Below are 12,419 nucleotides of genomic sequence, written 5' to 3'. Positions count from 1 at the left end.
TCGAAAGGCCTGACCCATGGCGCTGGGCGCTCCCTACACGACCGGCACGCTCTCGGTCACCAACGGCTCGACCACGGTCACCGGTGTCGGCACGCTGTGGGCCTCGGTCGCCGAGGTCGGCGACGAGATCCACGCGCAAGGCCTGCTCGGCGTCGTCAAGACGGTCACGGGCAATGCGGCGCTCGAGCTCTATCTCCCCTGGGCCGGCGCCACAGCGTCGGGCCTCTCCTACGCGCTGCTGAAGCGCTCGTGGTCGCGCTACGATCCGGCCGTGACCCAGGCGAAGGTCCGCGAGTACCTCGCCGCGCTCGCCGGATCCGGCGCCGTGATGTACGTGATCAGCGGCACCACGCCGGACGTCGGCCTCGGCGACGACGGCGACATCGCGGTCAAGATCGACGTCTCGCCGTGGCAGACCTGGACCAAGGTCGCCGGCGCCTGGGTCGAGCAGGCGGCGCCGGGAAGCGGCGCGCCGGCCGGGGCCGACTATCTGGTGAAGACGGCGCAGGCCGGCCTCTCGGCCGAGCGCGTCGTGACGGACACCGGCACCGTCACCTGGGATTGGGCGACGGCCGGGCAGGCCAAGGCGAACGTGGTGCTCTCCGGCGCCGTCACGGGCCGCCTGGCGCGATGGGGCTCCGCCGGCGCGCTCGGGCAGACCAGCGGTCTCTTCGAGGCGGCCGACGGCAAGGTCGGCGTCGGGACGGCTTCGCCGGCCTACAATCTTCATGTCGTTGGGACGACGACTGCATTCAATACGACAGATTGCTATGGCGGAATGCCAGTCTATTTGTTGCGGCGCGCCAACGGGACTCCAGCGAGCCCGACCGCTGTGATCGCAAACGATGCGTTGTTCCAGCTTTCTGCGCACGGTCACGACGGAACTGGATTTTCGGCGCGGCGAGCCGCGATCCGCGCCTACGCTGCCGAAAATTGGAGCAGTCCGAGCGCGTATGGAACTTATCTGACAATAGAGACGACCCAGAAAGCAACCGCGACGACCGCCGAACGTGTTCGCATCGACGACGCCGGTAATGTCGGGATCAGCACCTCGTCACCCACGGCGCCACTCCACGTGGCCGGCGTCGCCCGCATTGGCTCCTACACGGTCGCGACGCTTCCAAGCGCCTCCTTGGTCGGCGCGGGCAGTCTGGCCTGGGTGACAGACGGTAGCACCGTCAGCCGTCTCGGTGAGGTCACGGGCGGCGGCGTGGTGACACTACTTGTCGGCTCCAACGGTAGTTATTGGCTCGCCCTCTGATGACAGAGGATCGAAGCCTGTTGAACCAACGAAGGTGCATGGAAAATGGCGATCTACGAAATCCTGATTCGCGGGAAGGACGACGGCACGATCGCCGGGGCTCATCAGGTCGCGTGGGTGGCCGACGGCACCAAGCCGGACGGATCGCCGCGCTGGCGCGTCGGCGATGCCGCCCCGCTGGCGGTCGAGGCCATCGCGGCACTGCTCGGTACCGAGCTGGCCGCGCTCACGGCGCAGGCGGCGCGGGCCGATGCGCTGGCCGCGGAGAACGAGGCGCTCGCCGCCGAGAACGCCGCGCTTCGAGATCAGGTCGCCGCGCTCGACGGCCGCACCATCTCGTCCAGCATCGTGATCTGGGCCATGACCCGGATCGTGGTGGCGGATGCCGACGTACAGAGCTTCACCACCGGGGCGCGCGTCGCCGGAGCGATGCGGGTCGGGCTCGGCGAATATTGGGTGTTCTTCTCGGAGACGCTGCCGACGACGGATTTCGTCGCGCAGGCGTGGACCGACGAGTCCGGCTTCTCGGCCTGCGTGCCGAGCGAAAACCGGTTCGACGACTTCGTGATCGTGTCCGTCACGAACGCGGCCGGCCAGCCCGCCGATCCGCAGTCTCTCAACCTCGCGATCAATCGGGTGTCCTGACATGGAGGGTGCAGTGAAAGTGCTCTACGAGAAGACCATCAACGGTCAGACGATGCTGATGAACGTCACCACGCCGGCCGGCAATCAGGGGGCCTACGTGCTCCAGCTGGTGAAGCCGGGCAACAAGTTCTTCGCCTGGCCGTCCATCCCGACCGGTCAGGTGATCGGCTGCGACTTCACCGACGCGCCGGTCTGTGCCGGCACGGCGACGGCGAACAACGACATCATCAATGCCGGCATGCCCCACACGCCGGAAGAGGTTCTGGTCTACGCCTGAACGATTCTCCGGCGCGCGAGCACGACGACGCACCGCCGCCGGCCCCGATCGCCGGCAGCTGCCCATCCGAACATCACGAGACTGATCGCCGGCCCGCGCGCCGGAGCAATGGAGCACGCCATGGCCTGGAAAGGCATCGTCGGACAGTCGTTCACCCCCGCCACCTTCGCGGCCTATGTGGCCGGGCTCCGCTGGACCGGCTGGACGCCGCAATTCGTCGTGCTGCACAACACGGCGTCGCCGTCGCTGGCGCAGCGGCCGGACGGGCTGACCCGGCAGCACATCGCCAACCTGGAGCGCTACTATCGCGACGACCAGCACTGGTCCGCCGGGCCGCATCTGTTCGTCGACGACCGGCAGATTTGGGTGTTCACGCCGCTCACCAAGGCGGGCGTGCATTCGCCGAGCTGGAACGCCGTCGCGCTCGGCGTCGAGATGCTCGGCGACTTCGATCGCGAGCCCTTCACCTCGGGCCGCGGGGCGGCGGTGCGCGCCAATGCCGTGGCGGCGATCGCGATCCTGTGCGCGCGGCTCGGCCTCGATCCCGGAACCATCCGCCTGCACAAGGAGGACAAGAAGACGACGCACGCCTGCCCGGGCAAAAACGTCGTCAAGGCCGACGTGATCGCGGCCGTGCGGGCCAGGATGGCGGCCGGCGTCGACCATGCTTCCGACCACGGAGAAAAGGTCCAGCCTCGGCCGCCGACCGGCGACGCGCTGCGCACCCGAATGGCGAAGCACATCCTCGATTTCGAGGCGCGGCGGGACAAGCAAGGCCGGCTCGCCGTGTACCGCCTGCCGGCCGGCGATCAGGGCGGCACCTACGAGGTGGCCGGCTTCAACGATCGCTATCATCCGGACGAGGCGGCCGAGCTCGCCGGGCTGATCGAGGCGGGCCAGGCCGAGGCGGCCGAGGCGAAGGCCTGCGGATACATCCTGCGCGACACCGCGCCGGCCGCGGACTGGACCAGCGACCCGGGCGTCGAGTTCATGCTGCGCGACACCATCCACCATCGCGGACGGGGCGGGGCGGCCAAGGTGCTGCAGCGCGCCGTCGGCGTCGACCAGGACGGCGACGTCGGTCCTGCCACCAAGGCCGCGGCCGCCACGATGCCGCCGTCGATCCTGCTGCCCGCGCTGCGCGCCGCCCGCGAGGCCTACGAGGTCGAGGCCTATGGCCGGCGCGCTCAGTTCTGGCGCGGCTTCACGGCGCGCTGGGACCAGGCGCTGGCCTTTGGCCTGTCGCTCTCCGGCGACCATTCCGTCGGCGTCACCAAAATGGTCCCGCCCACCGTCACCACCGTGCCGACGCCGATTGCGCTGCCCGAGCGTCCCGGCCTGCTGCGCACCCTCTGGTCCGCGCTGCGGGGTCGGGATGCGCCGGCGCCGCCCCCCGCCGCCCCGGTGGCGCGTCCCGGGCTTGCGGACGAGGGCGACCCGGCGCTCTACGACCTGCAGCGCCAGCTCGGCGCCAAAGGCTACACGATGGTCGGCCGGCCCGATGGGCTCGCCGGCCCGAACACCAGCGCGGCGATCCGCACGTTCCGGGCCGAGCACGGGCTGGGCGAGGGCGACCAGGTCGACGACGAGATGCGCGCCGCCCTTGCCAAGGCCGGGCCGCGCCAGATCGCGGCGAGCCGCGCCGGCGCCACGGCGGCCGAGCTGCGCGCCCAGGGCTCCCCCGAGATCAAGACGCTGGACGATGTCGGTTGGCTCGGCAAGGCGCTGGGCTTTGGCGGGGTGGTCGGCGGCATCCAGCAGAGCGGCATCCTCGACCAGGCCAAGGAGACGATGGCGAGCGTCGGCGAGACGGCCGCCTCGATCACGTCGATCGCCACCACGCTGATCGGCGCCGTCCAGTGGTGCGTGACGCATTGGTGGCTGTTCGCCATCGGCGGCGGCCTCTGGGTGGTGGTCAAGGTCGCGCTCGGCGTCTTGGACGTCGTCTACAAGTTCCGCACCGGGATCCTGACCCGGGCCGATCGATAGGGGCGAGCGCATGAAGATCGAGATCACCCCCATCGGCGACGACAGCATCCCCGGCGTGACGCCGCTCCGCCCGCCGCCCGCGCCGCGCTCGCGCGACGAGCAGGACCGCCACAGCCGGGCGACCGTCGAGGTGACGCCGCACGGCGAGCGGCGGCCGTCCGGTCGAGCGAGACAGCGCGACCTGGTGCCGGCGCCGGCCGATCGCGCCTCGTGAGGCCCGGCATGCCAGACCGCTCGCCCTACATCCAGGCGCGCATGACGGAGTGGCTGCTGGCGAGCCTCATGATCTCCTGGGGCATCGCGGTGGCGCTGCCCGGCGAGACCTTGGGGCTCTCCGGATTCCGCCTGCTGGTGCTGATCGCGCCCGAGCCGGTGTGGGCTGCGGTGTCGATCGCGATCGGGGCCATGCGGATGACGGCGCTGTGGATCAACGGCCGCTGGCGGCGCTCGCCGCTGCTGCGGGCCGGCGGCGCGGCCTGGGGGCTCGGCTGGTGGCTCGGCCTGTGGTGGCTCCTGTGGGCCGGGGCCGACCCCGGCACCACGCCCTCGGCGCTGGCGTTCTATCCGGTGCTGGCGGTGTTCGAGGCGCATTCCGTGGTCCGTGGGGCCGGCGATTCATACCGATCGGGGGCCCTGGGGCGATGGCGGATCACGTCGGGCTGACCTCGGGCGACGTCCTCACCTGGTGGGTCACCATTTTCGGCTCGGGCACCGGCGGCGCCGTGCTGGTCGCCTGGATCACGGTGCTGCGCGCGCGTGCCGAGGCGCGGCGCAACCCGGCCGTGCTGCCGGCGGAGAGCCGGACCGCCATCGGCGCCGGCCTCGCCGAACGCCACGTGGTCGAGCAGCTCGACCGGCTGCACGGCGAGCTCGGCGAGGCGGCGCGGGCGATCGAGCGCATGTTCGCCGCCAACGGCCGGCATCACGGCGAGACCAGCGACCGGCTCAATCGGCTCGCCGACCGGATCGAGCGGTCGATCGACGAGGGCCGCGAGACGCGGCGGGCCGTCGAGGATCTGCGCGCCCGCCTCGAGGACGGCGAGCATTGAGGCGTCCGGGCTACTGCTCCCGGTCGCTCGCCGGATGCGGCAGCGGGCCGACGTGGTCGAGCACCCATCCGAGATCGCGGCAGTCGATCCACCCCCCGCAGGCCGGGCAGCGCACCAGGTGATCCGCTTCGCCGGCGGGCGCGCCGCCGACCGGCTCACCCCGGAAGCGACCGCGCCGGATCCGGGGCTGGTCCGTCATGCGCGCGGAGAAACCGCGAGCCCAATCCACTCGACCCGGTTCGGATCGAGCGGCTCGTCGCGGCCGATCGTCGACACGTCGCCGTCGCCGTCGACCTCGACCACGGTCGGCTCCTCGGCCGGCCCTGCGCCGTCGATGTCGACGCGGGCCCAATAGAAACCGGGCGGTCGGATCATCGTTCGTTCTCCCTGGGCAGGTAGATCATTCGGTGCGGATCGAACGGCGCCGCCGCCTCGGCTCGGGCCCGGAACGCCGCTGCGGCTGCTTCGAGGGTCGCAGCGTCACCCCGATCGGCGGTGCTGTTCGGGCTGATGTAGAACGACCAGAACCAGACCCATTCCGCGCCGGCGCGCTGCACCCGCATGATCCGGCCGATCGTGTGGCCGGCGAGCGTGACGCGCCAGTCGTCGACGAGAGGCGTCCCGGTCGGAATCTCCGTGCGCCGAAGGCGAAGGTCCATTAGCCGGTCATGTCCAGGCGGTAGCCGATGAACAACGCCCGCTCGAGCTGCGCGGTCGCCTCCTCGGTCGCGGCCATGGTGCCGGCCTCCGCTGCCGTGATCAACAGGCCGGCTGCGGTCTGCCAGGCCGGCCGCGCCGCTTCGGCGGGCGGCAGCGTCAGGAGATAAGCGCGGGCCTCGGCGAGGCTCCGCAGGGGCGTGCGGCCTCGCGGCCGGACGGGGCGGGATAGGGGAGCGGTCCACGGCATGCGGAGTCAATCGGGTAGGGGCGGAGGCGTTCCGAGCGGCCGGAACAGACCCGGAAATCGGGGTTTGTAACACCATTCGTAACTAATCGTAACGAATGGGACCTAAGTGCTGGTGCCGGCTGAGGGATTCGAACCCCCGACCCCCTGATTACAAATCAGGTGCTCTACCAGCTGAGCTAAGCCGGCCCGCCGTGTTCGGCAGTCGGCGCGGGCGTCCGTCCGCACCGGGCGGGGCGGCGGCCGCCGGGCCGACCTCGGCTCTATAACAAAGGTCGGCGGCGGACGCCACGTCGGGGACCCCCCGGTTCGGCGGGGGCGCGACGCGCGGCCCGGCGCCGGCTGCTTGACCGGGCCGCGCTGCGATAGCTATATCAATCGGGATACAGCATGGCGGCCCGGCCGCGGCAGCGCCCGGTCGCCTCACCGGTCCCGCGTCGTGCCGTTCCGCCTTTCACGGAGTGCCTTCCCATGATCCGATTGGTCGTCCACGCCCTGGTCGCGGCCGGAATCGCGCTGTCGACGGGGTCCTTTGCACGCGCCCAGTCGGCCCCCGAGACGGCCCCGGTGACGGTGTTCGCCGCCGCCTCGCTGCAGAACGCCCTGAACGACATCGCCAAGCAGTTCACGGCCGCCTCCGCGGTGCCGGTGCGGTTCTCGTATGCGGCGTCCTCGACGCTCGCCCGCCAGATGGAGCAGGGCGCCCCGGCCGACCTGTTCGCCTCGGCCGACCTCGACTGGATGGACTGGGCCGAGCAGCGCAAGCTGATCGATCCCAAGAGCCGGGTCAGCCTGCTCGGAAACCGGCTGGTCGTGGTGGCCCCGACCGACGGCAAGGTCTCGAAGGTGGACCTCACCAAGGACGGCCTGAAGGCGGCGCTCGGCGACAGCCGGCTCGCCACCGGCGCCGTGGCCTCCGTTCCCGTCGGCAAATACGCCAAGACGGCGCTGGAGAAGCTCGGCCTGTGGGGCGAGGTCGAGCCGAAGCTCGCGCAGGCCGAGAGCGTCCGGGCCGCGCTGGTGCTGGTCGCCCGCGGCGAGGCCTCGCTCGGCATCGTCTACGAGACCGACGCCAAGGTGGAGCCTCGCGTGAAGGTGGTCGCCGTGTTCCCGGCCGATTCGCACCCGCCGGTCGTCTATCCGTTCGCCCTGACGGCGACCGCCAAGGGCGACGGGCCGGCGAAGTTCCTGGCCTACCTGTCGGGGCCGGAGGCCCGGACGGTGTTCGAGGCGGGCGGCTTCACGGTTCTGAAGCCGGTCGGCCACTGAGCCGACGGGCCGTCGGTTCGAGGCGGCCGGCCGGCTGCGGCTCCGCGTCCCGGCTCTCGGCTCTTCCACCGGGCGGCCGGACTTGCTTTAAGGGCGGCGGCCGAACGGGCGCCGCGCGGCGCTGCCTCGCTCCGGCCTGTCCCGTCGGTCCGCCGGAGTCCTCATGCCACGTCCGTCCGCCACGTTGGGGGTGCCGACCGTCTCGCTCGGCCCCGCGGTGCCGCCCGGCCGGACCGCCTCGCTCGCGCTCGGTGCGATCCTGGCCGTCGGCGTCGCGGTGGGCCTCGTGCTCGGACTTTGGCCGCAGCTCGACCTCGCCGTGACGTCGTTCGCCTACGACGGCGTGCAGCGCGCCTGGCCCTATGCCCACACCCAGTCGCTGCAGACGATCCGCGACGCCAACGACCTCCTGGTGCGCGTCGTCGCGGTCGCGGCCGGCCTCGCGCTGATCGTCCGGTTGGCGGCGCCGCGGGTCGCGGCCGAACGGCTGCCACGGGCATTGTCGTTGCGGGCCGCGGCCTTCGTCGTGGCGACGCTCGCGGTGGCGCCCGGGCTGATCATCAACGGCATCCTCAAGCCGCACGGCGGCCGGCCGCGTCCGATCGAGGTGACGCAGTTCGGCGGCACGCTCGATTTCGTGCCGTGGTGGAGCCCGTTCGGGCGCTGCGACTCCAATTGCTCGTTCGCGTCCGGCGAGATGTCGAGCGCCATGTGGCTTCTCTCGGTCGCCGTGCTGCTGCCGGCCCGCTGGCGGCCGGTCGGCGTCGTCGCCGTGCTGCTGTGGTCGCTGGCGGTCGGCGGCGTGCGGATCGCCATGGGCGGGCACTTCACCTCGGACGTGCTGATGTCCGGCGTGCTCACCGCCCTGACCGTGTGGGTGCTCTATACGCTGATCATGCGGCCGGCGGCTCGCGCCGCCTGAGCGTCACGGGAACGGGCACACCGCGAGCGGCGGCAGCGGGTCTTTCGGACCCGTCAGGCGGAAGGCGTGGAAGCCGCGCGGGCCGCCCGTGCCGTCGCCCGTCCGCGTGAGCCCGAGCGGCTCGACCTTCTCCACCAGCGGCGTGATCCGGTCGAGGTCGCGGCAGGCCGTGACCATCAGCACGGGGCCCGGCGTCCGCGGCCCGTAGGGGCGGCCGAGATCGAAGGACGGGATCTCCTCGGTGCGCCAGGACAGCACCGCGATGCCGCTGTCGCGGAGATAATAGAGGAGGGCGCCGAGATCGCCGCGCGAGTCGCTGACGATCGCCGTGACGCCGGCCGCTCGCGCCGCCGCGCCGGCCTTCTCCGAAAAATCCCGCCAGCCCAGCGTGCGGGCATAGGGGTTGGGATTCTTGAGGAACGGCAGCGCGACGCGGTCGGCGATCACGTCCCCGACCAGCAGCAGCGCCTGCACGACGGCGCCGACCACCAGGCTCGCGGTGATCCAGCCCCACGCCTTCTCGCGGACGAGATGCGCGGCCGCGACCACCACGCCGGAGACGAACGCCACCGCGGCCCAGTTGGCATAGGCGTGCACCGTCACGGCGAAGGCGGTGACGAGCGCGATGGGGAAGAGGCAGAAGGCGATCATCACCCGGTCGGGCTCGGGCAGGCGCCCGCGCAGAAGCCGTACCGTGACGACGATCATGGCGCCGAAGATCACCGGCCCGAACACGCCGAACTGCGCCCCGAGGAACTCCAAGGCGCGCAAGACGCTCCAGCGCACCTCCTCGCCGATGACCAGGCCGCCGGTGTGCTTGAAGGTGATGAACCCCGTGGAGACGTTCCAGGCGATGTTGGGCGACACCACGACGGCGGCCACCAGCAGGGCCACCCAGAGATGCGGCCGCCGCAGCAAGGCCCGCGCCCGCGGGCTGACGAGTGCGGCGAGCGCGATGCCCGGCACGATATAGGCCATCGCGTATTTGGCGAGCAGGCCGAGGCCGGTGGCGACGCCGAGCAGGATCGCGTGGCGCCAGCGCGGCGCCTCCAGCAGCTTCACGTAGGCGTAGAGGGCGACGGCCCAGAAGAACAGCAGCGGCACGTCGGTCGAGACGATGCGGGACGAGAACGCCGCGCCCGTCGTCAGCGCCGTCATCAGCGCGGCCCAGAAGCCGACCCGCTCATCGTAGAGGGCGCGGCCGGTCGCATACACGGCCAGGCTGGTGCCGAGGTAGAACAGCGGCGCGGGCGCCCGAACGCACCACTCGGCTTCGCCGCAGACCCGCTCGGCGCCCCAGATGATCCAGGCGAGCAGCGGTGGCTTCGAATAGTAGCCGAAGGCGAGGTTCTGGGCCCAGGACCAGTACTGGGCCTCGTCGTAGAACAGGTCGACCAGCGACAGCCGCAAGCCCGCCAGCCGCAGCGCCGTCAGCGCGAGCAGGATCGCGACCAGGAGCGGCAGCCGGGTCAGCGGCTTGCGGTCGGCCACCGGCGGCCGCACGGCGTCCAGGGGCGTCTTCAGGGGCAGGGAAGGGGGCATGGTCACGATCACGCTGGTCGGGAGTCGGCTCCTCTACCAGCCGGGTCGGGCCAGTTCAACGCGGCGGCCGACGCGGCGCTCAACCCCGCCGCGAGATGTCGACGCCGGAGTCGGTCGCGATGTCGACGTCCTTGGTCTCGCGCAGGAATATGGCGCCGACCACCACGGTCGTTCCGGCGACCGCGATCGGGTACCACAGTCCGGCATAGATGTTCCCGGTCGCCGCCACGATGGCGGTGGCGAGCAGCGGCAGCATGCCGCCGAACCAGCCGTTGCCGATGTGGTAGGGCAGCGACATCGACGTGTAGCGGATGCGGGTCGGGAACATCTCGACCAGGAAGGCCGCCATCGGCGCGTAGACCATGACGACGTACAGCACCATCACCAGCAGCACGAGCTCCGCCGTCATCCAGTCGACCTTGCTGGGGTCCGCATAGGTCGGATAGCCGGCCCCCTCGAACGCCGCCTGCCAGCGGCCCTGGCTCCATCCCACGACGCGGGTGTCGCCGATCGTCAGCGTGACGGGTGCGTCGGTGACGTGCTCCTGGCGGAACGACACGCCGAGCTTGGTGACGAAGTCCTGGGCGCGGTCGCAGTCCGAGAAGTCCGACCACGGTCCGACGAAGACGTGGACCCGGCAGGTCGCACGATCGGCCGACACCGTGACGGTCGAGCGCTCCTGGAAGGCGGCCAGGTCGGGGTTCACCGCCTTGGTCAGCACCTGGAACAGCGGCATGTAGGTCGCCGCGGCGAGCAGGCAGCCGAGCAGGATGATCCTCAGGCGGCCGATGTGGTCCGACAGCCAGCCGAACAGGATGAACAGCGGCGTGCCGATCATCAACGAGACGCCGACCAGCGCATAGGCCAGCAGGTAATCGAGCTGCAGCGTGATCTGCAGGAAGAACAGCGCGTAGAACTGCCCGGTGTACCAGACGACGCCCTGGCCGGCGGTCGCGCCGAGCAGGGCGAGCAGCACGTACTTGTTGTTCGGGTAGCGGAAGAAGCTCTCGGTCAGCGGCGCTTTCGAGCCTTTCCCCTCCTCCTTCATGCGCTGGAAGATCGGCGTCTCGTTCAGCCGGAGCCGGATCCAGACCGAGAACACCAGCAGCACGAGCGACACCACGAAGGGGATGCGCCAGCCCCACAGCGAGAAGTTCTCCGCGTCCATGACGATCCGGCAAAGCCCGATGATCAGCAGCGCGAGAAAGAAGCCGAGCGTCGCCGTGATCTGGATGAAGCTCGTCGCGAAGCCGCGCCGGCGCGGTCGGGCGTGCTCCGCCACATAGGTCGCGGCGCCGCCGTATTCGCCGCCGAGCGCCAGGCCCTGCACCAGCCGCAGCGCGACCAGCAGCAGCGGCGCGGCCCAGCCGATGGTGTCGAAGGTCGGCAGCAGGCCGACCGAGAAGGTCGCGCTGCCCATCACGATGATGGTGACCAGGAACGTGTATTTCCGCCCCACCAGGTCGCCGATGCGGCCGAACACCAGGGCGCCGAAGGGGCGCACCAGGAACCCGGCCGCATAGGTGGCGAAGGCGGACAGAAGCGCCGCGGTGTCGTTGCCGGCCGGAAAGAACAGCGCCGCGAAGAACGGCGCCAGCGTCGCGTACAAATAGAAATCGTACCACTCGAACACGGTGCCGAGCGACGAGGCGAAGATGACGAATTTCTCGTCCTTCGTCATGCCGGCGCCGCGCGGCGAAACCCGGACCCTGCCCACCATGCGTCGTCCCTCGGCGTTTCCGTGTCTGTTTTTGTTCGTTCGGGCCCGGCTCGGGGGTGGCGCTGCAGGCCCTCCCAAGGTGTAGGCCGCGCCGGCCGCCAAGTCTCTCCGGATCTTCGCGGCTAGCCGAAAGTCGAACCGCGTCCTCACCGGCCTCGTCGGGCCGGGGCGGCCTCGGACGACTCCGGAACCATTAGGGTTACTGGGCGAAATGGCCGCCGGGGCATCAGGAAACCAGGGGAATCTTGATCGTTGTGGGTTGTCCTGGACAGAGCGGGCGTCTGGCCCGCAGCGATGCGAACCGACGTGGCGCCAGATCACGTGGTGAGCGACCGCTGATGCGACCGGGACAGGAGGGGGCATGTCGCAGGTGCGAAATATCGGATTCGCGGCGCTGGTGAGCGCCACGCTGGCGACGCCCGCGGTCGCCCAGGACAACGGCCCGGTCATCGCGATTCCGGGCCGGCGCGACGTGCCCGTCTTCGTCAACGGCCGCGAGGCGTCCTATGCCGTGGTCGAGAGCGATTGGGGCCTCTACCGGGCCGGTTGGCTCGGCCCGAACGTCATCCAGCCGATGTGCTGCGGCCTGAACAATCCGGCCTACAACGGGCGGCGTTTCGTGCACTTCTACCCGAGCAGCGGACATCTTCCGGGGGTCGGACGTCTCGAATACGACCCCGACAAGAACAAGCCGCCGCAGCCGGCGCCGGCGTTCCACGAATCGTGGTCGGCGAAGTCGCAGGACAATCCGGCGACGATCATGCCGCCCGATTATTCCTACGACATGCCGGGCGTCGTCGTGACGCCGGGCTGGGACGGCGCAGGCCCGGGACCGGGGCCC

Annotated in this window: 16 protein-coding genes and 1 tRNA gene; 10 read left to right on the top strand and 7 right to left on the bottom strand. The window is 70.7% G+C overall.

Going from position 1 to position 12,419, the window contains the following annotated elements; translation table 11 throughout:
- The first annotated feature begins 16 nt into the window (after positions 1–16).
- From CH341_RS07755 to CH341_RS07725, 7 genes are all read left to right on the top strand, one after another.
- Positions 17–1,261 (top strand): hypothetical protein, encoded by a 1,245-nt coding sequence (locus CH341_RS07755; protein ID WP_111418459.1) that lies wholly within the window; start codon positions 17–19, stop codon positions 1,259–1,261.
- A 45-nt stretch (positions 1,262–1,306) separates the two neighbouring features.
- Entirely contained in the window at positions 1,307–1,906 is a 600-nt protein-coding gene (locus tag CH341_RS07750) for a hypothetical protein (protein ID WP_111418458.1), read from the top strand.
- 13 nt (positions 1,907–1,919) lie between these two features.
- Positions 1,920–2,183, top strand: coding sequence for a hypothetical protein (locus CH341_RS07745; protein ID WP_146604410.1), 264 nt, complete (start codon positions 1,920–1,922; stop codon positions 2,181–2,183).
- Positions 2,184–2,303: 120 nt separating this feature from the next.
- Entirely contained in the window at positions 2,304–4,172 is a 1,869-nt protein-coding gene (locus tag CH341_RS07740; protein ID WP_170149518.1) for an N-acetylmuramoyl-L-alanine amidase, read from the top strand.
- 10 nt (positions 4,173–4,182) lie between these two features.
- A complete protein-coding gene (locus CH341_RS07735; protein ID WP_111418455.1) occupies positions 4,183–4,386 on the top strand; it encodes a hypothetical protein in 204 nt (67 codons plus the stop codon).
- Between the two features lie 8 nt (positions 4,387–4,394).
- Entirely contained in the window at positions 4,395–4,835 is a 441-nt protein-coding gene (locus CH341_RS07730) for a hypothetical protein (RefSeq protein ID WP_111418454.1), read from the top strand.
- Positions 4,814–5,221, top strand: coding sequence for a hypothetical protein (locus CH341_RS07725; protein WP_111418453.1), 408 nt, complete (start codon positions 4,814–4,816; stop codon positions 5,219–5,221). The genes CH341_RS07730 and CH341_RS07725 overlap by 22 nt, the downstream gene beginning before the upstream one ends.
- 10 nt (positions 5,222–5,231) lie before the next feature.
- Here CH341_RS07725 and CH341_RS07720 read toward each other — a convergent pair whose 3' ends face one another.
- From CH341_RS07720 to CH341_RS07700, 5 genes are all read right to left on the bottom strand, one after another.
- Entirely contained in the window at positions 5,232–5,420 is a 189-nt protein-coding gene (locus CH341_RS07720) for a hypothetical protein (protein WP_111418452.1), read from the bottom strand.
- A complete protein-coding gene (locus CH341_RS07715) occupies positions 5,417–5,596 on the bottom strand; it encodes a hypothetical protein (RefSeq protein WP_111418451.1) in 180 nt (59 codons plus the stop codon). The genes CH341_RS07720 and CH341_RS07715 overlap by 4 nt, the downstream gene beginning before the upstream one ends.
- Entirely contained in the window at positions 5,593–5,880 is a 288-nt protein-coding gene (locus tag CH341_RS07710) for a hypothetical protein (RefSeq protein WP_111418450.1), read from the bottom strand. The genes CH341_RS07715 and CH341_RS07710 overlap by 4 nt, the downstream gene beginning before the upstream one ends.
- Positions 5,880–6,128 (bottom strand): hypothetical protein, encoded by a 249-nt coding sequence (locus CH341_RS07705; RefSeq protein ID WP_111418449.1) that lies wholly within the window; start codon positions 6,126–6,128, stop codon positions 5,880–5,882. The genes CH341_RS07710 and CH341_RS07705 overlap by 1 nt, the downstream gene beginning before the upstream one ends.
- A 110-nt stretch (positions 6,129–6,238) precedes the next feature.
- Positions 6,239–6,314 (bottom strand) — tRNA-Thr (locus CH341_RS07700).
- A 282-nt stretch (positions 6,315–6,596) separates the two neighbouring features.
- Here CH341_RS07700 and modA point away from each other — a divergent pair.
- Complete coding sequence (modA, locus tag CH341_RS07695) at positions 6,597–7,394, top strand: molybdate ABC transporter substrate-binding protein (protein ID WP_111418448.1); 798 nt, start codon at positions 6,597–6,599, stop codon at positions 7,392–7,394.
- Positions 7,395–7,557: 163 nt separating this feature from the next.
- Positions 7,558–8,316: a phosphatase PAP2 family protein gene (locus CH341_RS07690; RefSeq protein WP_111418447.1), complete on the top strand. Its 759-nt coding sequence runs from the start codon at positions 7,558–7,560 to the stop codon at positions 8,314–8,316.
- Positions 8,317–8,319: 3 nt separating this feature from the next.
- Here CH341_RS07690 and CH341_RS07685 read toward each other — a convergent pair whose 3' ends face one another.
- Both CH341_RS07685 and CH341_RS07680 read right to left on the bottom strand, forming a co-directional pair.
- Positions 8,320–9,858: an ArnT family glycosyltransferase gene (locus CH341_RS07685; protein ID WP_146604409.1), complete on the bottom strand. Its 1,539-nt coding sequence runs from the start codon at positions 9,856–9,858 to the stop codon at positions 8,320–8,322.
- 79 nt (positions 9,859–9,937) lie between these two features.
- Positions 9,938–11,578, bottom strand: coding sequence for an MFS transporter (locus CH341_RS07680; RefSeq protein WP_210208204.1), 1,641 nt, complete (start codon positions 11,576–11,578; stop codon positions 9,938–9,940).
- 361 nt (positions 11,579–11,939) lie between these two features.
- Between CH341_RS07680 and CH341_RS07675 the strand changes: the two genes are divergently transcribed.
- The coding region (locus CH341_RS07675; protein ID WP_111418486.1) for a hypothetical protein at positions 11,940–12,419 on the top strand (480 nt) is incomplete at its 3' end.

Origin of the sequence: Rhodoplanes roseus (genome assembly GCF_003258865.1) — a bacterium.
Classification (GTDB): Bacteria; Pseudomonadota; Alphaproteobacteria; order Rhizobiales; family Xanthobacteraceae; genus Rhodoplanes; species Rhodoplanes roseus.
The sequence above is the reverse complement of the archived record's forward strand: the minus strand, read 5'-3'. Positions and strand labels throughout refer to the sequence as shown.